This window comes from Neobacillus novalis NBRC 102450 (assembly GCF_001591805.1).
GTDB lineage: Bacteria > Bacillota > Bacilli > Bacillales > Cytobacillaceae > Neobacillus > Neobacillus novalis.
In genome coordinates, this window is sequence record NZ_BCVP01000014.1 from 45,977 (window position 1) to 68,360 (window position 22,384).

Sequence of the window (22,384 nt, forward strand, 5' to 3'; positions counted from 1 at the left end):
TTTATTCTGGAGGGACGCTTTTATGAATGAAGAGAAAAAACAGTTGCCGTTCCCTCCTCGCTATCGCTATATGTTAATCAAAATTGCAACCTTAACATTGTTGTTTCTAGCCCTTTTCTTCTTTGTTGGAGTCTACGGGCTGGAAGCAACCTCAAGCTCAAAGTTTTGCTCATCCTGTCATGAGATGAAACCAGAGTATTATACATGGAAAGCCTCCACCCATAGCGAAGTGGATTGTGTAAAATGCCATACCGAGCCTGGGATTAAGCAGATAGCGAAGGATAAAGCAGACGGAGTTATCAAAGGTGTACGAAATGAACAAGTTACAACAGCAGCGATCATCCGCATGCCGAAAGAAATTTCAAATAGTAAATGTGAAAAGTGTCATAATATGTCAACACGTGAAGTCTCACCATCAGGGGATCTCATTATTCCCCATCAGCAGCATACGGATAAAAAAATTAAATGTACACAATGCCATAGCAATGTTGCCCATGGGAAAATTGCCGATCGAAATATGACCTTCAAGACCGACTATGATAAATGGGATAGTAAGGTCGGAAAAGCGGCAATGGCGGACCTGAAATTCACCCGCCCAACAATGGAAACGTGTATGGATTGCCATATTGCTAGAAAGATCACCACGGAATGCAGTGCATGCCACACGACTGGAATGGTTCCGAAAAGCCATAAAAAAGCCGATTTCAAAACGAAAACACATGGCATCATCGCAAAAACAGACTTAAAGGATTGCAATGCCTGTCATAAGTCTATGTCAACAGCCACGCTGGAAGGGTATGAAGAGGTCTCTGTAATTGACAAGTATTTAAATCAAGACAGCGGGCAATCAACCAAAAACGAACACACCTATGCAAAAGAAAATACCTTTTGCCAGGCCTGTCACCAAACACGTCCGGCAAGCCATACGCAAGCGTTTATCGGCAGCCATGGAGCACAAGCAAGTAAAAACGAAGAAAAATGCTACACCTGCCATGATCCTAATCGATCCAATACTGCCAGTGACAATACGGTTAATTGTTCTTCCTGTCACCAGATGAAGCATCGGAATAATTGGCGTGACCGTCACCCAATTCCTGTTGAGAATGTGAAGAAACCAGAAGCAAGATGCTATACCTGCCATGCAGAAAATACTTGCACCAGTTGCCATAAAAGCAATAAAGACTAGCCTAAGTAGATCTTTGGGCTAGTCCATAACAGCAAAGAAAAAGAATTTTTTTGAGGAGGATCCTTATGGAGGCCCAAGAACTCCCGATTATCGAAAAGCCTGAATCAAACAAGAATACACGCGAAATGAAACTAAAGAATCGTTTTACTAAGTTGCAGGGATTATCGCTCATCATTGCAACGTTACTAATAAGCTTAATTGGTGGATATTTAGTTTGTGACAAGTTTATTTGGTCGAATAAAGATCAAAGCAGAATCGACCAACAAATTGCCTTTTATGAAGGCCAGGTTAGTAAAGAGCCTAACAATCCTGAACACCGGGTTAACTTAGGCTATTCCTATAATTTAAAAGGTCACAATGAAGATGCTATTAAACAATTATTAATCGCTATTGATTTAGATAAGAAGAATGTCGGAGCGTATTTTAACTTAGGGATAGTCTATAACGATGAAAAGCGCTATGACGATGCTCTAAAGCAGTCCAAAAAGGCAGTAGAATTAGCCCCGAAAGATTATAAAGGCTATTTATTAGAAGGAATGGTTTATCGAAAACTAAAAATGTATAAAGATGCCCTGGCCTCTCTTGAGGAAGCAAATAAACTAATGCCGGTTAATAATGATATTATCTTTGAGATTGGCAGAGTAGCAGAGGACCAAGGGAAAGTGAATGACGCTGAGGAGCTCTACAAAAAGGCATTAAGTTATGACCCTCTTTATAAACCTGCTTCAGAAGCATTAACTAGATTAGCAGCCAAAACGAAAGACAGTAAATAAAAGGAGATGACTAGAATTGAAAAAGACAACTGTATATATATGGATGAGTACAATGGTTGTACTTTCTGCAGCACTATTCACGGGCATCACCTTTTTTGATTTAGGACCAACACTGAAACCGATCGTGGCGAAAGCAAACCCTGTTGGCGGTGAACCTGAATTTAGACAGTCTTTTTATGGCAGCTTCGATGTTCCACTGAATAAACCAATGGATGTTGCCAAAATTGGCGAGCTCATTTACGTTACCGATACAAATAACAATCAAGTACAGGTATTTGATCAATCTGGAAATAATGTCTTGAAATTTGGGGAAGCAGGGAAAGAAAAAGGCCAATTGCAATTCCCGTATGGAATTTCAGGCGATAAAAGTGAAAATATTTATGTAGCAGATTTATATAATGGCAACATTTCCATCTTTAATAACAAAGGGGAATTCATAAACTACTTCCCTAATCAAGAAAAGGCGATTAAGTCGCCAGGAGGTTTGCGCATCTATGGAGAAAAGCTGTATGTCACCGATATTAAAGAAAACAAGTTGTTTGTCTTTAATTTAGAAGGCAAAAAATTGATGGAAATTGGCGGTGCTGGTCAAGAAGAGGGTAAGTTCATTGCTCCTAACGCGGTAGCTGTCGATAAAGATAATCATATTTATGTCACTGATTCCGGTAATAATCGCGTCCAGGTTTTTGATAAAGATGGAAAGTTTATCAGAATCATTAATGGCTCTACGGATGGAAAAGGTGAACCGATTTTTGTTAATCCAAGGGGCGTAGGCGTTGATTCCAAAGGCACTGTTTATGTGGTAAGTAATTTATCTCATAATATTTATGCCTATGACAAGGATGGAAAGGAGGTCCGGGTATTAGGCGGAATGGGAACAGACAACGGCCAACTTTACTTACCTAACGGCTTATTTATAGACGAACGAGATGCCATATTCGTAACAGATACGATTAACCAAAGAATTTCAGTATTCTATTAGTTATCTTTTTCATTGGCTGTGTTAAAGCACATTGTTGATTTTGATCACAATGTTGATTGGAGCGGAAGGCGGCGAAGACTCCTGCGGGAGCAGTGGGACAGGTGAGACCCCGCAGGCGTTTACGCCGAGGAGGCTCACCGCCCACCCCGCGGAAAGCGAAGCCGCCTGGAGCGGAAATCAACATTCACTTTTAACACAGCCTTTTAATTAAAGGAGGTGATGCGAAAAAATACGAGCGACCGTTTTAGAATAGTAAAATAAATAAAAAAAGAGAGAGAAAGAAATTTGGGAGGTTTTTAGAAATGAGCAAGATTAAATTAGGCTTTTCGGCATTGTTTACGCTAATTTTGCTAAGCATGTTTGCTGCCTTGGCGTCTGCAGAAGGAAATTTCACCCCAACACCAAGCAATCCGGCAGAAGGAATTAATATCGGTACAGTAGATAACTTTGGTCAAGTAAATGCACACAAAACACATGGTAATTTCCAAAACAATACAAACTCTTGTGCAAACTGTCACAGTACACATAACGGTGCTGATACTAAATTAGTTAAATTCAAAAACGCCGAATATGATATGTGTTTATCCTGTCATGACGGTACAATGGGCTTTTATAACGTCAAAAAAGCAAGTGGGGCCGGAATTTTCAGCGAATCCCATGAAAGTGAATCCATGCATAATGTATCATCAGGAATCAAAAATAGCGCTGCTCCTGGTGCCTATACCAATAAAGATACAAACGAATTAACATGTTCAAGCTGTCATAACCCGCACGGATCTGTCAATGACAGATTATTAAAAGAAAATGTGATCGCTAATACGCCATTTGCCTATACAATGGTGAATGGAGTTAAAGTGCCTACTCAAAATGGAATTAAAACCGTTAACCTTGCTTTAACTGAGGATCCTGCTTTTGCTGACATAAATAAATCGACAACTAATTCAGGATTAAAAATCACTACATCCATTGGTCCTAAGGACAATACTGACAAAGTAAACTATTCTCAATTCTGTGCAGCTTGTCATGATGATTATGCTGCTAGCAGAAGTGCTGGTAGAAATAGTAATAAGGATAAAGCGCCAGGAAACACCAATCATGATTTCCTTTACACGCATACTTCTAACTCCAGCTCACAAGGCAGAAACTGTGCAGCTTGTCACTATGCTCACGGTACAGATATTTCTACGTTAATGGATACTGCTGGAAAAACAATTGCTGATTTAACGAAATCACCTGCACAAGGTGGTAAAGGCTGGACTGAAACAGTTGCGAAAGATTACATGAAAGATGTAAGTGCTGGCGGTTCTTCTAACAAGAAGTTCACCAACATGGCTGTTTGTTGGGCTTGTCACCAATCAACCCATGTAATTCCTGGTGTTACTCCAGTCCCAGGTGGAGATTATAGCGGAAAAACAAAAATCCGCTAAAAAAAAGCTAACAAATAGCCGCACTATTCGTTAGCTCACCAAAAACCGGATGTAAGATAAACAAGGTAGTAATAGTTATTATTACTGCCTTGTTTTATTATTCCAGCTAGGAGACAAATTGTCAAAAAGATTTAACTTAACGACGATAATTAATGTTAATTCAGTTGATATAATAAAGAAAAGCGAAAGCACCCGTTTAGCAAATAAAAAAGCCATTTGCTTTTTGGCAAAGAGAAAAGGATGAATATCATGAAAAGGATGAACGTCAAACGAAAGTTATTCACATACATCGTTATTTGGAGCGTTTTTCTTAGTTCCCTCCTTTTATATTCTCCTGAAACAAACGTTCTTTCTGCATCAGGTGTCCCAGAAATAACCATGAATACTCCTGATGAAGGAGCAGTGTTAGATGTTTCAACGGTTGAATTTACCGGAAAAGTTTCCAGTGACTCTACTACTCCGGAGCAACTTACAATAAAGGTATTCGAACAGCTGGGTGATTCAGAGCAGCCAAAGGATATTACATTGGATGGGAAGCTTTCCATAAAACCGGAGGATAAAAAAGCTGACTTCTCTTATTCAAGGAATTTCAGTGAGGGAGCCCATACCCTTACCTTTTTCGTTACTGATAAGGATGGAGTTAGTAATAGTATTGATCAGTCTTTTACTGTTAAGTCTGCTGTGCCCGAACGGAAAATGATCGCAGAATCGGCTGCCATTAATGAGACGGTAACTCCAAGCCAGCCTTCTACTAATGAAGAATCTTCAGCATCAAAGCCTGGGGCCATTCAAACATTTATTGAGGAAATTGGAAATAGGCCATATATGGCAAAAATGTATCTGGCTCCAAAGGGTTCAGAAAAGTTGTATGATCCTGCAAATGAGAAAAAGGATTGGACGAAGAATGGCTTTCTTCCGGCTGAAGATATGACTCGGGTACCTGTGGGTTATCAGATAGTAATTGACATCAGAAGTGATGCATCTTTATCTAGTACGCAGCCATTGATAACGTTTTTCGGAGAACAAGGAAAAGATGGAGAAAAGGGAAAAGAGAAGTTAATAAACACTTTTGATATTTCATATGACATAAAGTCGTTTGTCTATACATTCAAACCCGAAACGCAGCTTAGTCACAGAACAACCTATTATGTTTATTTAAACCCAAACATTGCAAATGATTCGGGAAAAATCATTCCTAGGTTCCTTAAATTTACTACGATTAGTCCTGAACACCAAGATGAAAGAGATTTTTCTACTGAACCGGGAATGAAGCTCGCCGACATACCGGACCATAAAAGACCATTAGACTTCAATATACACGGGAATTATTCAAATGTCACCAATGCATGCCAATACTGCCATAGCACCCATAACGGAAAGAATGAAAGCCTAGAAGGCGGTACATTTGGCAATGAAGAAAATTTGTGCATGACCTGTCATGATGGGACTTCAGGAAGTCAGATTGGACCAAAGGTAGTTGAACATAAAGAGACACTAAAAACCAATCAACATAATCAAAACTCAAGTAGTTCTTGCACAAGTTGTCATAATCCGCATACCCAGGGGACATTGGAAAATCCAAATAGTTTTAAACCAGTTTCCACTACCGATAGTCATATTCGGACCTATAAAAAGGCTAGTACTGCAGGGGGAAAAGCAGATGAATTTTCATTATGTTTAAGCTGCCATAGAGGAAATGCAGTTGAAAAAGGGGATAAACCGGCTTCAGATATTAACCAATATTACAGTAAACCCCATATTAACGAATCCTTGCATAATATTAAAGCAACTGAAGACAGTGGCAGTACGTTAAATGGCCAGCTTCCATGTGCGGAATGCCATGAAACCCATGGTTCCAATAATAGTAAGATGTTAAGGGAAGAGCTTGGCAATGTGAAACTAAAAGCGGAAGATAAGTTTAAGACAACTGGTTCTACGTGGAGCGATTCTGATGAACGAAAATTCTGTATAAGCTGCCATAATGGCTCAACCGTTATTTATGGAAAAACCGGAAAGCTTAGTGAAAAAGATGCTGCAGGAGATCCAATAACCGGGCATCAAAAAGAAGATAAACAGGGCTGCTCCTTCTGTCACGGTGGAACAAGTAAATCAGCTAAAGAAGCTGCTCACGCACCGAAAGAAGCAGCTCAATAAACAAAAACGAGAGGCATGCATAAAAGCGCCTCTCGTTTTTCATTTTAATCCTCTTGACCCTTCTTTGACCCTTTTTTGCCTTCAGTCTTAATGAGCTCCAGTTCCGGTTTGTTTTTCTGCTTACCATTCTTATCTTTCCCAGAGCTCCCGCCTTTCGGAAACTCAATGATGGCTGCTGTTTCAAACGGCGGCAAAGGGGGGGATTCCTCACCGCCGTAAACCAACCCTTTCAACTCGGCTATTTCCGAAGATAATTCAACTTCCATCTCTGAAACAATTGTAGAAACGGCCTTTGCGGGAACGCCATAATGCACTGCGAGTTCCTTAAGCGTTCGCGTTTCTCCCAACGGTGCAATCTCCGACAGTAAATAATGGACTGCTGCAGCATAAGGATTTGGATTTTGGATGCGCTTTTTCTTTTTCTCACAAAAATTAAACCAAAGGATAATCCCGGTGTCGACAATCGGAGGAGGTACCTCAGACTCAAGCTTCGCCTTGAAAATATCAGCAACCTCTTTATAAATTGGTGCAGACCATTCCATCTCTTCTATTTCCAGCATCCCGCCAATCATTGGCAGTTCACTTAAGACCTCTAAGAAAAAGTCCGTCAAATATTCCTGCGGTGAGTCATAGTCAGCATCCAAGCTGCTATCTTCAATATAGGAAAAGCCATGCTCAGGTTTTAGGTCAGGCAAATCAAATGGTGATGGGAAGAAGAGATAATTTTGCTCGTAAGGCACGATAATGCCAATAAAGAAAGAACCCTTTTCAATCGTGAAATCAACGTGGGCTACAACAGCATTCAGTTGTTCGGAGGTAAAACCATCCTCAACGATAAGCTGATTGCTTTCGACACTGACGACCCTGCCGGCAATCACTCTCGGATCGCTCCAAGTTTGGAGAATTTGTTTCAGTTTAGGGCGCTTAATTTTTCCTGCTTCAACGGTAATAAATTTCTCAATAATTGTTTCTTCGTCATCCAATTCCTCAAAAAAGGAAAACCAAATGGCGTGAATGAGCTCATAGAATTCCCGTTCCTGTTCAATATCAAAATCAATTATTTCGACCAAATCCTCAAAATCATCATTGATTTCATTCCCAAAATGAAAGAATGCAAATTGAAGGATTCGCTTTTGAAGCTCGTCCAGTTCACTTTCAATAATCTGGTTGATGGAAATTGCTTTGCTTGCCCCGCAGCACTTACCATACTTTTCGCCACTCCCGCATGGACAAAGATCATTCCGGTTTAGTTTCTCCATCTCACTTCACTCCCTTGTTTCAATATGCTATGTATTAAACAGTTGATTTGATAGGTTCATTTCATCCGTTCAGTTCTTATTTAATAGTACCATTTTTCACTTATTGAATATAAAAATACTTTTAAAAAAGTGCCTTTTTGTCCCTATTTTTGGTCAACCTTTGAATTTTTAACTACTATCACGCTATAATGGATAAGGAACTGAACAGAGTTATTCAGAATAAACTAGAAAACAGAATGGAATTTTTATTTTTTATAGAGGTGACGAAAATGGAATTAGCAGAAATTCGCAATGAACTTGAAAAATCAGCTAAGAAATTAGTGGACTTTAGGGGGTCTCTTTGACCTAGAGAATAAGGAAGCAAGAATTGCCGAGCTGGACGATGTGATGCTCCAGCCTGATTTTTGGAACGATCAGCAAGCGGCACAAACCGTTATCAGTGAGGCTAATGGCTTAAAGGACCAGGTAAATGAGTTCCATGAATTAAATGACTCGTTTGAAAATCTGGAATTGACCTATGAGCTTGTCAAGGAAGAAAATGATGAAGAACTGCGGGCGGAACTGGAAACTGAGCTTCTGGAGTTAACCGGCCGTTTGAATCAATTTGAACTGCAGCTTCTCCTAAGTGAGGAGTATGATAAAAATAATGCGATACTGGAACTTCACCCGGGTGCTGGCGGAACAGAGTCGCAGGACTGGGGCTCGATGCTCCTCAGGATGTATACACGCTGGGCTGAGAAAAAGGGTTTTAAGGTCGAGACGCTTGATTATCTTCCTGGCGATGAAGCGGGGATTAAGAGTGTAACGCTTGCCATCAAAGGCCATAATGCCTACGGTTACTTAAAGGCCGAAAAAGGCGTTCACCGTTTGGTAAGGATTTCGCCGTTTGACTCCTCAGGCCGGCGCCACACTTCGTTCGTATCCTGTGAAGTGATGCCTGAACTGAATGACGATATCCAAATTGATATTCGGACAGAAGATTTAAAAATAGATACGTACCGCGCGACTGGTGCCGGAGGTCAGCACATCAACACCACGGATTCAGCTATCCGGATTACCCACCTCCCAACAGGTGTGGTCGTTACATGCCAAGCGGAACGTTCGCAAATTAAAAACCGTGAGGCAGCAATGAAAATGCTAAAAGCAAAGCTATATCAGCTGGAAATTGAACGCCAGGAACAAGAGCTATTGGAAATTCGCGGCGAGCAAAAGGAAATCGGCTGGGGCAGTCAAATTCGTTCTTACGTCTTCCATCCTTATTCGATGGTTAAAGACCACCGAACCAATACCGAGAGCGGCAATGTTCAAGGCGTCATGGACGGAGACCTAGATCAGTTTATCAATGCTTATTTAAGGTCGAGAATTTCGTAACAATTTGAAAAAATAACTATCATACAATCAAGCCTTTGCCGACCAGTTCGGCAAAGGCTTTACTTTTCTGTGGAAAAGGGGCGGAGCGCCGCAAAAGCTAATCAGTTTAGACAAGTTTAGCAGGTTATATTCATTTTTAGGCAATGAATAAAGTGAACCCTAGCTCTGCTCACACCGCCTTTATTAAGTTGGTGTACTACTCAAATTAAATTCATTTTCATGCGTGGGTTTGGAGTTGAGACCTATGCGTGTTTTTTTGATCTATCCTCATGAACCCCCCGTCAATAGTCAATGCTAATAGTAATTTTAGTCCTTCATCGCGTCAGCTTATTGTCATTTACAGTAGATTTCTCCCATGCTATACTCACTTTCGGTAAATAGAAATTATAATTGTAAAAGGATTTTAGAGGGGAAAGTAAATATGAATATTTTAAGCAATCTTACACATGCCTATCCAAGAATGAGAATCGTGGCAGATTATCTTTTTGTCCTGATAGGCTCCGCCATCATTGCCATGGCGTTTAATGTCTTTTTGCTGCCAAACCAAGTCGCTTCCGGCGGCGTAAGCGGGATTAGTACGATTTTAAAAACAGTGCTTGGCTGGGAGCCTGCATTCGTTCAATGGGCGTTTAACATTCCATTGTTCATTGCCGGGGTTGTTTTACTGGGAAAACAATTTGGGGCGAAAACACTTGCAGGGACGATTTTTCTCCCATTTGTCGTTTTTTTGACAAAAGGTTTACAGCCATGGACGCATGACGCCTTGCTTGCTGCGTTATTCGGTGGGATTGGTGTTGGACTGGGGCTGGGGATTGTGTTTAGGGGAAAAGCTTCGACTGGCGGGACGGACCTTGCCGCTCAGATTATTAATAAATATACCGGATTTACCCTTGGCAGATGTGTAGTGATGATTGATGGTTTTATCGTCCTTACCGCCGCCATCGTTTTCGATATTGAAAAGGGATTGTATGCCATGATTGCCCTTTATGTGACCAGCAAAACGATCGACCTCATTCAGGTTGGATTCGGCAGGTCAAAGATGGCGATGATCATTACAAGTAAACAAGAAGAAGTGCGTACGGGAATTTTGAATAAAATTGACCGTGGTGTGACAAAACTATCTGCATATGGTGGATTTACTGACCATGAACGGCCTGTCCTCATGTGTGTGGTTGATCGAACGGAGTTCACAAAATTGAAACAATTGGTCAAAACCCTTGACCCATCTGCATTTGTCGTTGTTATGGACGCTGCTGAAGTGTTAGGGGAGGGTTTCAAACATGAGTAGGATTGGTATAATAGTTCTCTGATGGTATTATTTTCTGAAGGGGGTAGTGTTAATGAAGAAAAAGCTACTAGGATTTGTATTGGGGACATCTTTAGTTATGGGGCTTGCTGCTTGTGGGGGCGGCTCTGATACCAACAAGGATACGGCAAGCGGTGGTGACGGAGCAAAGATTTTTGATCAGAAATGCTCTAGCTGTCATGGCGGCGATTTAAAGGGCGGTATGGGACCGAACCTAACCAAGATTGGATCAACGCTTTCTAAGGATGACATTTTGAATACGATTAAAAATGGTAAAGGCGGAATGCCTGCAAACCCAATGGGCATTACAGGCGATGAAGCTAACACAGTTGCTGACTGGCTTGCAGCAAAAAAATAGAAATGGTTCAAAAACGTTCTGTGAAAATTCACAGAACGTTTTTATTTTCCTGGAAGTTGGAGGATTTTGTCGAATTTTGTATTGTTTGAAAAGAAACTGTAATATTTTTACCGCCCATTTTAGCGATTTTTGATGTTATAATGTGTCTATGCGAAATTATGCACATAAATTTTGATATTCTGGTTCATTTTGCAAATAAATAAAGATTGTTGTCGAATCCACGATTCGAACGATCTTTTAATAAAGGTGATAATAAATGATCGAGTTGCAAGAGGTATATAAAAAGTATCCAAATGGTGTTACCGCCATTAACGGAATAGACGTCCGGATTAATCAGGGCGAATTTGTTTATGTCGTCGGTCCAAGTGGTGCCGGGAAGTCGACCTTCATCAAAATGATGTACCGCGAGGAAGTACCTACCACGGGAACGATCACGATGAATGGCGTGAATCTTGCCAAATTAAAGATGAAAAAGGTTCCGCTTTTCAGAAGAAATCTTGGAGTGGTCTTTCAGGACTTCAAACTGCTGCCGACCAAGACCGTCTATGAAAATGTTGCTTTTGCTCTGGAAGTGATTGAAGCGCAGCCAAAGTTCATTCGCAAACGGGTCATGGAAGTTCTTGAATTAGTAAACTTAAAGCATAAAATAAAAATGCTTCCGACGGAGCTCTCCGGCGGTGAACAACAGCGTGTTTCGATTGCCCGCTCAATCGTCAACTCACCAAAGGTTGTAATTGCTGACGAGCCTACCGGTAACCTTGACCCAGAGACCTCATGGGAAATCATGAACATCTTTGAAGAAATTAATAATCGGGGCACAACCATTGTAATGGCGACCCATAACAGAGAGATTGTTAACACATTGAAGCATCGCGTGATTGCCATAGAAGGCGGCAGAATTGTCCGTGATGAGCAAAGAGGTGAATACGGTTATGAAAATTAGAACGATTGGCCGTCACGCCCGTGAGAGTTTAAAGAATATTAGCCGGAATGGCTGGATGACGTTTGCATCCGTTAGTGCCGTGACCGTAACGCTTATTCTAGTCGGTGTCTTTTTCGTTATTATGATGAATCTAAATAGAGTGGCCCAAACCATTGAAGATGACGTGCAAATTCGCGTTCACATCGATGTTGCTGCTAACGAGAAAGACCAGCAAACATTAAAAACTGATCTTGAAAGAATGCCTGAAGTCAAAACTGTCACCTTTTCACCGAAGAAGAGCGAGCTTGATAATCTAGTGAAAAGTCTTGGCGAGGACGGAAAGGCGTTTAAGCTATTTGAACAAGATAATCCGCTAAACGATGTCTTTGTCGTAAAAACGAAAAAGCCAACAGATACGATGGTGGTTGCACAAAAGGCTGAAAAGCTGAATTATGTTTCAAAGGTTAGATATGGACAAGGTAAGGTCGAGAAGCTATTTAAGTTTATTAAGGCGAGCCGTAACGTGGGAATTGTGTTAATCATTGGCTTGTTCTTTACCGCCATTTTCTTAATCTCCAATACAATTAAAATTACGATTATAGCTAGACGAAGAGAAATCAAGATTATGAGATTAGTAGGGGCGACGAATACGTTTATTCGCTGGCCGTTTTTCTTGGAAGGACTATGGCTTGGTATTGTTGGCTCGATTTTACCTATTATATTGATTTCTACCGCTTATTATCGTGCTTATGATTATATTGGTCCAAAACTTGAGGGCACGTTTATCAAAGTGCTGCCATTTACTCCATTTGTTTATCAGGTTTCCGGTATTCTGATGTTAATGGGAGCCGTAATCGGTGTATGGGGCAGTGTCATGTCAGTGAGGAAGTTCTTGAAAGTGTAATTCTAAACAGGAGGGGCTGTTTGTAGGCTCTTCCTGATAGCTTTAACCACATAAAGAAAGAAACGATATACCTATACATAGAGTTGGAGGGAAGTAATCGCATATGAGGAAATCAGTTATTACGCTTGCCGTTGCTGTAACGGTCGGGCTGGGGACTTCTTTGGGAGGGATGCCTGCTAAAACAGAGGCTGCATCAATCTCGAAACTGAAGGAAGAACAAAATAAAATACATGAGCAGCGTTCCGATTTAAATTCGGATATTAATCAAGCAAACGATAAGATTACGAATCTCCAAGATCAGCAGGCAAGCGTTAAGAGCGAATTGAAACGCCTTGATTTAGCAATTAGCGACGCCGCTACTAAGATTGATGAACAAGCTGCAAAAATAGAAGAAACAAAAGCTCAGATTGCGACGCTTCAGGAAGAAACAAAGATTCTCAAGGAGCGGATTAAGAAGCGGAATGTCCTGCTGAAGGATCGGGCCCGCAGCTATCAGGATACGGGCGGAATGGTCAATTACTTAGATGTGTTAATGGGGTCCACGAGCTTTAGCGATTTTATCGACCGTGCGAATGCAGTGGCAACCATTATGCAGGCAGACCAAGATATTTTAAAGCAGCATGAAGCCGACAAAAACGAGCTTGAGGAGAAACAAACTCAAGTGGAAAAAGAACTTGCCAGCTTGAAGAAGATGCTTGCAGACTTGGAAACTATGAATAAACAATTGACTGCCCAAAAGGCTGAAAAGGATAAACTATTGGGAAGTCTAGAAAGTCAAGAGCATGAAGCCCATGAAGGAATGCTGGATTTAAAGGAGCAGGAGGAAATTCTTGCGGCTCAAGAGATATCGATTCAAAAAACAATCAAACTAGAACAAGAACGCCAGGCTAAAGAGGCTGCGGCCGCAGCGGCAGCTGCAGCGGCTAAGAAAAAGGCAGCAGCCAGCAGTAACAGCGGCAGCAGCAGTAATAGCAGCAGTCCCTCTGCAGCAGCACCACAGGTTTCAAGCGGCAGCTTTACAAGACCAGCTCCAGGTGTAGTTACTTCAGGATACGGCGGACGCTGGGGTTCTTTCCACTGGGGTGTTGATATTGCCCAAAGCGGCAACAATGTACCAATTGTCGCCGCGGCAGATGGGGTTGTCTCTGTTGCCCATTATTCAAGCAGTTATGGAAACGTAGTATATATATCGCATTCGATAAATGGTCAGGTTTATACAACTGTTTATGCACATATGTCAGGTTATCAAGTATCACCAGGACAAACTGTCTCAAAAGGTCAACGAATCGGCACCATGGGGAATACCGGTGATTCCCATGGCCAGCATTTACACTTTGAGCTTTACAAAGGACCATGGGCCTATCATTCAGCAATAAATCCAATCGGCATTGTTCCAATTTAATAAGTAAATTAAGGAAGAGGCTAAGCTTCTTCTTTTTTTTGTCTAAAAAGCAGGCTTAATAATTTATCATAACTCGTCCATTCCTCACATATAAGTTAATAAACAGGCAGGAATTCGGTGCCTATTTAGAAAATTAGATATGACAGGCATATTTATCTTGAGGAGGATTCGAATGAATCGAAAATGGATTGCCCTGTTGATGACGGGTTCGCTTCTAATCGGAGCGGGGGGCACCTATGCTGGAATGCAGTTGTTAGAGAAAAAGGAAAGCAGCGACGAACTCGAGCAAGCTCTTATCCCCATAGATCAACCTGTAAACTCCGTAACGGATATTAAAGACCTTGAAAAGGTTGAGCAGGCCTATGATTTGATCCTAAGCCGCTATGTTGAAAAAGTAGACCAAGACAAACTGGTTGAAGGCGCAATCCAAGGAATGCTTTCGGTGTTAAAGGATCCCTATTCAGTTTATATGGACAAGGAAACGGCCCAGCAATTTACCCAAACCTTGGAATCATCCTTTGAAGGCATTGGTGCTGAGGTCGGGATGGTCGATGGAAAAATAGTCATCGTCTCGCCGTTTAAAAATTCTCCAGCGGAAAAAGCAGGCATTAAGCCAAATGATCAAATTCTGAAAGTCGACGGCAAAAGTGTCGAAGGGCTTGACCTCAATAAAGCAACCTTAAAAATCCGAGGCAAAAAGGGGACGCCGGTAACGTTAGAGATTGCCCGTAAAGGGTTAAAGGAACCATTGTCGATTGACGTCAAGCGCGATGAAATTCCACTTGAGACCGTCCACGCTTCCGTTAAGAAGCAAGATGGCAAAAAGGTCGGCTATATCGAGATCACCTCCTTTGCTGAAAATACAGCGGCTGATTTTAAAAAGGACTTAAAGGCTTTGGAAAACGATGGCATTAAAGGGCTAATCCTTGATGTCCGCGGCAATCCCGGCGGATTTTTAGACAGTGTCGGCGATATATTAAAAGAATTTATCCCGAAGGATATGCCATATGTTCAAATCGAACAGCGTACCGGCAAAAAACAGCGTTTCTTCTCCACCCTTTCCGAGAAAAAGAATTATCCTGTGCTTGTCTTAATCAACAAAGGCAGTGCATCTGCTTCGGAAATTTTGGCCGGTTCATTACAGGAAGCAGCAGGCTATCAGCTAGTCGGGGAAACAACTTTTGGAAAAGGAACCGTTCAGCAGCCGGTACCGATGGGCGACGGCAGTAATATTAAATTAACCCTTTATAAATGGCTGACACCGGATGGGAATTGGATTCATAAAAAGGGGATTAAACCGGATGTTGCCATCAAACAGCCAGCAATATTTGCTACCCACCCAATTCAAGTTGAGAAGACGCTAGTAGAGGATATGAACAATGAGCAGATCAAAAATGCTCAAGAAATTTTAAAGGGCTTGGGCTTTGAGCCGGGCCGGACAGACGGATACTTCAGCGCTGAAACTACAATGGCTGTTAAAGGCTTCCAGCAGGACAAAGGCCTAACGCCGACCGGGGAAATTGATGCCAAAACAGCGGTAAAGCTTGAAGAAGCGGCGATGAAGGAAATGAAAAAAGAGAAGAATGACCTGCAGCTGCAAATGGCGTTGAAGCTGATCACGAAATAAACCATAATGAGACTTCGGTCTCTTTTTTTTCTTTAAATGTAATGAAAAATTGAATGTTACAACATTTTTAAAAACTAGCAATATGTTTTATGGTTTAAATTTGGTAAAATAAGCATTAGGGACTTTTAGATAATAGTTTACTAGAAATTTTAATTAGGCAGGTGGCAGGAAATGGTGGAAACATGGCTTGTGGAGCTACTTAAAGGGACAGGCAAATTATTTCTTCATCCTGTTTTATATTATCTCGTTTTCCTTGCTGGAATTTTAGGCGTTATGAGGGTAAAGCGGGAGCGAAAAAATTTTCATATTCGTGCCCATGATGCTTATTACGAACTCCGGCAGTTGTTTCCGCTGGGACTTCTTTGCGGGCTTGTTCTATCGATTATTGTTGTCGCGGCCGGAATCGCTGTACCTTTCGCTGCCATTCTATTAATCGCTGGATTCACCTTTTTGTGGTCATTGACGACAAAAGTTCGGCTGATCTCACCTGTATACACAGTCGGGGCTGCTTTTTTCACGACCATTTTAATCGCAGAAAATAACTGGTCGATTCCGCTCTTTTCGAAGTCGTTTCATTCGATTGGTGACAAGGTGTATCCTTCCGTTGTCGTGGTTCTTGGCCTTTTGCTAATTGTGGAAGGCGTTCTGATTCTTAAAAATGGCAGCAAGGGAACATCACCGAAACTAGCAAAAAGCAAGCGCGGTCAAAGTGTGGGTGTCCATGAAGTGAAGCGGCTCTGGATGCTGCCGCTGTTCATGCTTATTCCGGGCGATGCGCTCCAGCTGCCATTTGATTGGTGGCCGTTGTTCCATATAGGTGCGAAAGAGTACACGCTCATTTTTGTTCCTTTTGCTATAGGGTTCAATCAGCAAATCAAAGGGATGCTCCCAAAAGAAGCGATACAGCTTCATGGCCGGCAAGTCATTACGCTCGGGGTTCTTATCTCAATCCTTTCAGTGGCAGGTTATTGGTATCCGCTAATTTCGATTGTTATCGCTGCGCTAGCCGTAATTGGGCGTGAATCCTTAACATTAATGGCGTCACTTAAGGACGAAAATAGACCATTTTATTTCTCCAAAAAGAATCATGGCTTGATGATTATTGGCATCATTCCCGAATCCCCAGCAAGTAAGATGGGACTCCAAGTCGGGGAAATCATCGCCAAAGCCAATGGTGTACTTGTCCGGGATGAAAATACCCTTTACGAAGCATTGGAAAAAAACCGCGCCCATTGCAAGCTCGATGTCCTCGATAAAAATGGCGAAATTCGCTTCGTTCAGCGCGCACTATATGAAGGCGACCACCACGAACTTGGCATCTTGTTTGTTCCGGATGAGCGGAAGTATGATAAGAAGATTGGGTAATTGTGTTTACGATGTTAACTTGGGGCTATGTTTGAGTACATCTTCAACCACTATAGTCGATGACCAAAATAAACAACCGCAATCCCCTGCATTCATCAGGTATGGGGATTGCGGTTGTTTATTTATAAATATTTTTGAACAAACGTTCCTTTTGTTGTAGAGTTAGTTTGAAATAAAAATAAAGGAAATAGAAATTTGAATGAATACTTATAAACTACATACGTATTAATTAGAAGCCCCATCTTAAAGGAGGAATCTAAATGAAATATTCCCATCCCCCCGAAGTTAGACCTTACCTAATTTCAAAGACGTTAGTTCCTGAAAATCAAGAAACACCGATACATTTTTATAACGGAGATATTGTAACTGAAAAACTATTTTATAGAAGGAATCATTTTTCTTATCCCCACTTTGCATCATCCTTTTATCTTCTCCCAATTGAGGGACTAGTACATACCCCAAAAGTTTTTTCATTACAGGAAATATATTCATTGCCATCAAAAACGATGAAAGTGGTTTTAGAATGTTCTGGTGATAAGCGAAAGTTATTTAAACCCAAAGTATTTGGAGAGCAATGGGGAAAAGGAGCACTAAGTCAAGGCATTTGGAAAGGCGTAACATTAAGTACCTTGTTGCAGTACACAGGATTGCTTGATTCTGCAAAAGAAATTGTTTTCGAAGGCTATGATAATGGAATAAGACCTGATTCTAACCAACTATTTAATTTTTCAAGGAGTTTACCCATTGAGAAAGCCATTGACCCAGAAACTATTATTGCTTACGAATATAATAATCACCCCATCCCCTTCAAGCACGGATTTCCTCTAAGATTAATTGTTCCTGGATGGTATGCCATGGCATCTGTAAAATGGATTAAAAAAATTATAGTGATTGACAAGGAATTTAAAGGACCTTTTCAAGCAGTTGATTACGTTTACTATCCGAACAAAGAAAACGATAGTGGAAAATTCCCCGTAACCACAATCAATGTTAATTCAACGATTCAATATCCATTAAATATGCAATTATTGCATACAGGAGTTTATGAAATTAATGGGATTGCATGGTCTGGTAATGGGAAGATCGCAAATGTAGAGATTAGTATTGATGGAGGTAAATCTTGGGATACTTGTCACTTAACCACTTCATCAGAGAAACATTCATGGGTTCGTTGGAATTATAAATGGGAAGCACTAAAAGAGGGAGAATACACCATACTTTCAAAAGCAAAGGATTCTAATGGTAATATTCAACCATCGGAACCAACGTGGAACAGGAAGGGCTATGGTTACAACGCTATAGATAGAATTAAAGTAAAAGTTGAGTAATTTTTTTAAAAAAGTAAGACCCTTTTTTGCTTTATTGTCCAGCTTAGCGTTGTAAATCCTCATTTTCCTAACTACTCCCCCTAATAAATTTATTTTAAAATACCTTTTTGATTAATTAGATTTTTTGTTATAATCATTATAATAGGCGATGGAGTTCGCCATCAACCGTCTTTGTGACTAATGACTCCTACCAGTGGTTATTCTTATTACTGGTAGGAGTTTATTTTATTTTAAAAGAAAATTATGTAAGGAGTTTTTTGAATAAATGTAATTGCAGTTGGGTTAGGTGCTTCTTTGGCTCTATTTTGCGCTTCATGGTTGGAAAAGCGATTCCTTCTCAGTCAGGTTTCCCATTAGGAACCCTGGTAATTAACCTAATGGGTTGTTTATTTCTTGCATGGTTTTTTTCCATTACGGCAAAACAAAAAAATATTAATCCCAATTTAATATTAGCTATAGGAACAGGTTTTACAGGTGCATTCACCACTTTCTCAACATTTTCAGTGGAAACACTGAATTTGCTTAAAAATCAGCAATATTTTATTGCCATTTTATATGTGACGATAAGTATATTTGGGGGAATAGCACTAGCCATAATAGGGACGAAATTAGTATCGTTAGATTTTAAAATAAAACGAAAAACAAGGGGGGAATCATAATAATGATATTTGTTGGTCTGGGAGGCATTTTTGGCGCAATTTCGAGGTTTTTGCTTGGAAAATGGCTCACAAGTAAGACTTCCGGAGTTTTCCCCTTCGGAACTTGGATCATTAATATTAGCGGCTCGTTTTTACTTGGTTTTCTTGCTATCTTAAATCTAAAAGAAGCTATTCCGGAGTGGACTTGGTTTTTGTGTGGTACAGGCTTTCTTGGAGCATATACCACCTTTTCAACTTTTGGATATGAAACTATACAAATGTTACAGTCAAGAAAAACAAAAAACGCTTTATTCTACGTTATAACTTCGGTAATATTAGGTGTATTTTTTGCTTGGATCGGAAGTCTTATTGGAGATGTTTTATAAATAATTAATAATGAGACGGGGAATTTAATTAACTTACAAATTATTTCAATCAATAAACCAAATGGCAGGTCATCATCCATTTTTCGATGGGCTAATGGTCTTTGTTACTCAAAAGGCGTAAATGTTAGTGAAGAAGAAAGATGAAAATTACTTGCAAATTGCAATTGAATATTTTATATTTATTAACTCAACTTTCGCACCCATAAAGTAGGTGATACGCGTTCATTGTTATAGGCCTGTAGCCTATTCATTAGTTTGCTTGACAGTCTAGAAAAATGAAAAACACCTCGTTCTTTGGTAAAGTGTAATTGACTAGAAAACACTACCAAATAGAAGAGGTGCTCCCTATATGATAGACTAAAATAGCCCAAATAATCAACTACCAAAAGAACTTGATTCTGTATTTTCCAAAAGTTAATTCAAAGTCAACTTGAGTAGTGGATTTCCGGCCTTCCTAGCTATATCAAGGCTTATTTGCCAATTTCACTCTGCGAAAGTTGAGTCATAACTGAATCAATTTCATAATTGATATTTTGAATGGTTAAACGAATTGCCATGACCTCTTATTGGTACCCAAAAAACAGCAGAACGTTTTGTACAAGAAAGAAAAAGATTAAGTGGCCTGTAATCCTTAATCATCAAAGACGTAACAATAAAATAATTCCGAGCATATCCTATTAACAAATTGACCAAGACAGTAACTGCTGTCTATAAGGATAAAAATTCCATTCTATACAGAAGGGAAAGAAATACTTGGAAAATATAAATGATGGAACAATGTCACAGCTTGGAAAGAAAATCTGTCTTTGTATGATTGTTAAAAATGAGTCAAGAATTATAGAAAGGTGTTTGAATGCAGCAAAACCAATCATCGATTTCGTTTCGATATGTGATACTGGATCTACTGACAAAACTCCTGAAATCATTGAAAACTGGTGCAAGGAGCATCATATCCCAGGCACTGTTCACCATGAAGCCTTTAAAAATTTTGGCTACAATCGAACATTATCAGCCCGTCTCGCCCAAGAAACGTACCCAAAATCTGATTATCTGTTACTGCTTGATGCAGATATGATTTTACAAGTTGAGCCAAGCTTTGATAAATCGCTTTTAGTTCTAGATCACTATCTAATGGTGCAATATGATTCTCAAATAAAATATTGGCTGACTCGTTTGCTTAAAACCTCTCTCCCTTGGCAGTCGGTTGGGGTAACACATGAATATTGGGATCTTGATCGTGAACGTTTAAGTGAAGAAGGTCAAACTTGTTTTGAAACAAAGGGGAAGTTGGATGAACTTGTCATACATGATCAGCTTGACGGAGGCAGTAAGCATGATAAGTTTGAACGGGATAAACGGTTATTGGAAGAAGGGATTTCGGATCCGTCAACACCATCCTATTTAAAAACAAGATATTTATTTTATTTAGCCCAAACCTATTTTTGTCTTAATGAATGGGAAAAATCGATTGAATGGTATCAAAAACGAATTAAGGCTAGTGGATGGGTGGAAGAGGTTTTCTATTCTATTTTACAAATCGGTCTGTGTTATGAAAGTTTAGCAAAGCGGGCGTCTTTTCAGCAGAATCTAAATCAACCAACAGAATATATCCCATTTTCAGCAGAAGAACAATATTTCGCCCTTGCATTGGCCTATTTTCAGAATGCTTGGGAATACAGGCCCGTGAGAGCAGAACCCCTTTATCACCTTGCCAGGCTATTTAGAGAGAAATCAAGGCATCATCTTTCTTTACTTTATGCCCAAAAAGGGAAGCAAATACCCTTTCCAAAAGAAGATATCCTTTTTGTTGATTATCATGTTTATGATTATCTGTTCGATTATGAAATATCCATTAGTGCCAACTATATTGAATCTGAGTATTCTAAGGGAAAATCTGCATTGGAGTCTCTTCAAGCTAAAATTGATCAATTACCCGAAGCAATAGCGAGGTCGGTGGAGAGCAATGCAAAATTTTACAAGTCTTAACTACTCGTTTTAAGCTTGATGGTTGTTGAGAAAAAGCAATGATTTCTTTTGGAGTCAATGCTTTTTGTTTTTATTTGTTTCTTTTTTACAATATTCTTGTAGACTTACAGTTCCTTTTCTTACTAACCGGAGTTTCATCCTTGTGTGTACTTATGGAGTGATGAGGAGCTTTTCTTTCACTATTATTTTCACCAATTCCTGAACCTAAGCTAATGATCACCCAAGAGCAATTTCTTAAGAGAGTGATATTTTATTTCAGGAATCTTCAACTGCTTGGATACTATTTACATTATCTATTCTAGAGATTCTTAATTTACAACTACATATTCGCATATAAAAAAATCTCCCTGTGCAGGAGATTTTCATAATTATTACGTTTTTAGTTCTAAAAGTTCCTTAGTAATACGACTCACCAGTAATTCAAACTGTTGATTATTGAATTCTTCGTTATAGTCCTTTTAATCCAAGGTAAGTCCTTTTAATTTTTTCCAAGCTTTCCACCTATACTGCTTGATCTAAAGCTTGGAAACAGCTATACAACTTCAATTTGATTTTGTGAGAGTTCCATATCCATTCGAAACTAATTTAATAATTTAATAACAATCGAAGCGTTTACGTTTGTTTGTGTGCCTCCTGCCAAAGTCTGAAGGATAACTGCTGAAGCAGAAGAATGATTTACAAGGGTAATAACATCGCCTGCTGCTAAGGTGACTATAACCTGACCGGTGTTTTGCTGAGTGCCGGCACCTGAACCGTAGACTGTTCCTGCAATCGGCGCGCCATTGTCAAATAGAGCGAATTGGTTGGGCTCTACACCCGACACGGAGAAATTAATCTCGTAGTCTCCTGCAACGGTAACTAGAATTGAATCTGTTCCTGGGGCATGAATAATTCCAGGTGTAATTACTCCATTGGAATCGAAAGTGACAGTAGCCTCTATAGCCACCGTTTGAGCAATTAGGTTGTAAATATATGCGTATTGGGATAACCCACCAGCTGCACCAGTAGCT

At 40.1% G+C, this 22,384-nt stretch carries 20 protein-coding genes and 1 riboswitch; of the genes, 18 read left to right on the top strand and 2 right to left on the bottom strand.

Translation table 11 applies throughout. The annotated features are described in order from the left end of the window. The first annotated feature begins 22 nt into the window (after window positions 1-22). The 6 genes from BANVL01_RS11975 (at window position 23) to BANVL01_RS11995 (ending at window position 6,522) form a co-directional block, all read left to right on the top strand. Window positions 23-1,186 (top strand): NapC/NirT family cytochrome c, encoded by a 1,164-nt coding sequence (locus BANVL01_RS11975; RefSeq protein WP_066091828.1) that lies wholly within the window; start codon window positions 23-25, stop codon window positions 1,184-1,186. Window positions 1,187-1,251: 65 nt separating this feature from the next. Continuing rightward, on the top strand, window positions 1,252-1,959 hold the full coding sequence (locus BANVL01_RS11980; protein ID WP_066091825.1) for a tetratricopeptide repeat protein: 708 nt from the start codon (window positions 1,252-1,254) through the stop codon (window positions 1,957-1,959). Window positions 1,960-1,975: 16 nt separating this feature from the next. Further along, window positions 1,976-2,941 carry a 6-bladed beta-propeller gene (locus tag BANVL01_RS11985; protein WP_066091822.1) on the top strand — a complete coding sequence of 322 codons (966 nt, stop codon included), beginning with the start codon at window positions 1,976-1,978 and terminating at the stop codon, window positions 2,939-2,941. Between the two features lie 40 nt (window positions 2,942-2,981). Then, window positions 2,982-3,152, top strand: a complete 171-nt coding sequence (locus tag BANVL01_RS27780) for a hypothetical protein (RefSeq protein ID WP_235845551.1) — start codon at window positions 2,982-2,984, stop codon at window positions 3,150-3,152. Window positions 3,153-3,243: 91 nt separating this feature from the next. Further along, on the top strand, window positions 3,244-4,368 hold the full coding sequence (locus BANVL01_RS11990) for a cytochrome c3 family protein (RefSeq protein WP_066091819.1): 1,125 nt from the start codon (window positions 3,244-3,246) through the stop codon (window positions 4,366-4,368). A 249-nt stretch (window positions 4,369-4,617) separates the two neighbouring features. After that, window positions 4,618-6,522 (top strand): cytochrome c3 family protein, encoded by a 1,905-nt coding sequence (locus BANVL01_RS11995; RefSeq protein WP_169803174.1) that lies wholly within the window; start codon window positions 4,618-4,620, stop codon window positions 6,520-6,522. 44 nt (window positions 6,523-6,566) lie between these two features. Here BANVL01_RS11995 and BANVL01_RS12000 read toward each other — a convergent pair whose 3' ends face one another. Beyond that, window positions 6,567-7,781, bottom strand: coding sequence for a YecA family protein (locus BANVL01_RS12000; protein ID WP_066091813.1), 1,215 nt, complete (start codon window positions 7,779-7,781; stop codon window positions 6,567-6,569). Between the two features lie 269 nt (window positions 7,782-8,050). Here BANVL01_RS12000 and prfB point away from each other — a divergent pair. The 12 genes from prfB to BANVL01_RS12060 all read left to right on the top strand — a co-directional run bounded on the left by prfB (window position 8,051) and on the right by BANVL01_RS12060 (window position 21,374). After that, a protein-coding gene (prfB, locus tag BANVL01_RS12005; protein WP_156482272.1) for a peptide chain release factor 2 occupies window positions 8,051-9,152 on the top strand; the annotation gives its coding sequence in 2 pieces (ribosomal slippage) (window positions 8,051-8,122 and window positions 8,124-9,152; 1,101 coding nt in all). A 421-nt stretch (window positions 9,153-9,573) separates the two neighbouring features. Continuing rightward, a complete protein-coding gene (locus tag BANVL01_RS12010; protein ID WP_066091809.1) occupies window positions 9,574-10,440 on the top strand; it encodes a YitT family protein in 867 nt (288 codons plus the stop codon). 52 nt (window positions 10,441-10,492) lie between these two features. Continuing rightward, window positions 10,493-10,816, top strand: coding sequence for a cytochrome c551 (gene cccB, locus BANVL01_RS12015; RefSeq protein WP_066091806.1), 324 nt, complete (start codon window positions 10,493-10,495; stop codon window positions 10,814-10,816). Between the two features lie 256 nt (window positions 10,817-11,072). Further along, a complete protein-coding gene (gene ftsE / locus BANVL01_RS12020) occupies window positions 11,073-11,759 on the top strand; it encodes a cell division ATP-binding protein FtsE (protein WP_066091800.1) in 687 nt (228 codons plus the stop codon). Then, on the top strand, window positions 11,749-12,642 hold the full coding sequence (gene ftsX, locus BANVL01_RS12025) for a permease-like cell division protein FtsX (protein ID WP_066091797.1): 894 nt from the start codon (window positions 11,749-11,751) through the stop codon (window positions 12,640-12,642). The genes ftsE and ftsX overlap by 11 nt, the downstream gene beginning before the upstream one ends. Window positions 12,643-12,745: 103 nt before the next feature. Then, window positions 12,746-14,044: a murein hydrolase activator EnvC family protein gene (locus tag BANVL01_RS12030; RefSeq protein WP_066091794.1), complete on the top strand. Its 1,299-nt coding sequence runs from the start codon at window positions 12,746-12,748 to the stop codon at window positions 14,042-14,044. Between the two features lie 172 nt (window positions 14,045-14,216). Then, window positions 14,217-15,671 carry a S41 family peptidase gene (locus tag BANVL01_RS12035; RefSeq protein WP_066091791.1) on the top strand — a complete coding sequence of 485 codons (1,455 nt, stop codon included), beginning with the start codon at window positions 14,217-14,219 and terminating at the stop codon, window positions 15,669-15,671. 171 nt (window positions 15,672-15,842) lie between these two features. Next, window positions 15,843-17,036 carry a PDZ domain-containing protein gene (locus BANVL01_RS12040; protein ID WP_066091788.1) on the top strand — a complete coding sequence of 398 codons (1,194 nt, stop codon included), beginning with the start codon at window positions 15,843-15,845 and terminating at the stop codon, window positions 17,034-17,036. A gap of 260 nt (window positions 17,037-17,296) precedes the next feature. Beyond that, window positions 17,297-18,364, top strand: a complete 1,068-nt coding sequence (locus BANVL01_RS12045) for a sulfite oxidase (protein WP_066091785.1) — start codon at window positions 17,297-17,299, stop codon at window positions 18,362-18,364. Window positions 18,365-18,499: 135 nt separating this feature from the next. Then, window positions 18,500-18,561, top strand: a riboswitch (Fluoride riboswitch). 117 nt (window positions 18,562-18,678) lie between these two features. Next, the gene (crcB, locus tag BANVL01_RS12050) at window positions 18,679-19,023 is read left to right on the top strand and encodes a fluoride efflux transporter CrcB (protein WP_066091783.1); all 345 of its coding nucleotides are present in this window, start codon (window positions 18,679-18,681) and stop codon (window positions 19,021-19,023) included. A gap of 2 nt (window positions 19,024-19,025) precedes the next feature. Next, window positions 19,026-19,388 carry a fluoride efflux transporter CrcB gene (gene crcB, locus BANVL01_RS12055; RefSeq protein WP_066091780.1) on the top strand — a complete coding sequence of 121 codons (363 nt, stop codon included), beginning with the start codon at window positions 19,026-19,028 and terminating at the stop codon, window positions 19,386-19,388. A gap of 777 nt (window positions 19,389-20,165) precedes the next feature. Then, window positions 20,166-21,374, top strand: a complete 1,209-nt coding sequence (locus BANVL01_RS12060) for a glycosyltransferase (RefSeq protein WP_066096917.1) — start codon at window positions 20,166-20,168, stop codon at window positions 21,372-21,374. Window positions 21,375-21,954: 580 nt separating this feature from the next. On the opposite strand, the gene BANVL01_RS27785 is transcribed toward BANVL01_RS12060, so the two are convergent. Further along, on the bottom strand, window positions 21,955-22,384 hold a 430-nt coding region (locus BANVL01_RS27785), incomplete at its 5' end, for a BclA C-terminal domain-containing protein (RefSeq protein WP_439951349.1).

Coding starts and splice junctions, on each gene's coding strand:
- BANVL01_RS11980 (WP_066091825.1), top strand. CDS start 1,252: ATGGAGGCCCAAGAACTCCCGATTATCGAAAAGCCTGAATCAAACAAG.
- BANVL01_RS12040 (WP_066091788.1), top strand. CDS start 15,843: ATGGTGGAAACATGGCTTGTGGAGCTACTTAAAGGGACAGGCAAATTA.
- crcB (WP_066091783.1), top strand. CDS start 18,679: ATGGTTGGAAAAGCGATTCCTTCTCAGTCAGGTTTCCCATTAGGAACC.
- BANVL01_RS12030 (WP_066091794.1), top strand. CDS start 12,746: ATGAGGAAATCAGTTATTACGCTTGCCGTTGCTGTAACGGTCGGGCTG.
- BANVL01_RS11975 (WP_066091828.1), top strand. CDS start 23: ATGAATGAAGAGAAAAAACAGTTGCCGTTCCCTCCTCGCTATCGCTAT.
- BANVL01_RS12045 (WP_066091785.1), top strand. CDS start 17,297: ATGAAATATTCCCATCCCCCCGAAGTTAGACCTTACCTAATTTCAAAG.
- cccB (WP_066091806.1), top strand. CDS start 10,493: ATGAAGAAAAAGCTACTAGGATTTGTATTGGGGACATCTTTAGTTATG.
- BANVL01_RS12060 (WP_066096917.1), top strand. CDS start 20,166: ATGTCACAGCTTGGAAAGAAAATCTGTCTTTGTATGATTGTTAAAAAT.
- crcB (WP_066091780.1), top strand. CDS start 19,026: ATGATATTTGTTGGTCTGGGAGGCATTTTTGGCGCAATTTCGAGGTTT.
- BANVL01_RS12035 (WP_066091791.1), top strand. CDS start 14,217: ATGAATCGAAAATGGATTGCCCTGTTGATGACGGGTTCGCTTCTAATC.
- ftsX (WP_066091797.1), top strand. CDS start 11,749: ATGAAAATTAGAACGATTGGCCGTCACGCCCGTGAGAGTTTAAAGAAT.
- BANVL01_RS11995 (WP_169803174.1), top strand. CDS start 4,618: ATGAAAAGGATGAACGTCAAACGAAAGTTATTCACATACATCGTTATT.
- BANVL01_RS12010 (WP_066091809.1), top strand. CDS start 9,574: ATGAATATTTTAAGCAATCTTACACATGCCTATCCAAGAATGAGAATC.
- BANVL01_RS12000 (WP_066091813.1), bottom strand. CDS start 7,781: ATGGAGAAACTAAACCGGAATGATCTTTGTCCATGCGGGAGTGGCGAA.
- BANVL01_RS11990 (WP_066091819.1), top strand. CDS start 3,244: ATGAGCAAGATTAAATTAGGCTTTTCGGCATTGTTTACGCTAATTTTG.
- ftsE (WP_066091800.1), top strand. CDS start 11,073: ATGATCGAGTTGCAAGAGGTATATAAAAAGTATCCAAATGGTGTTACC.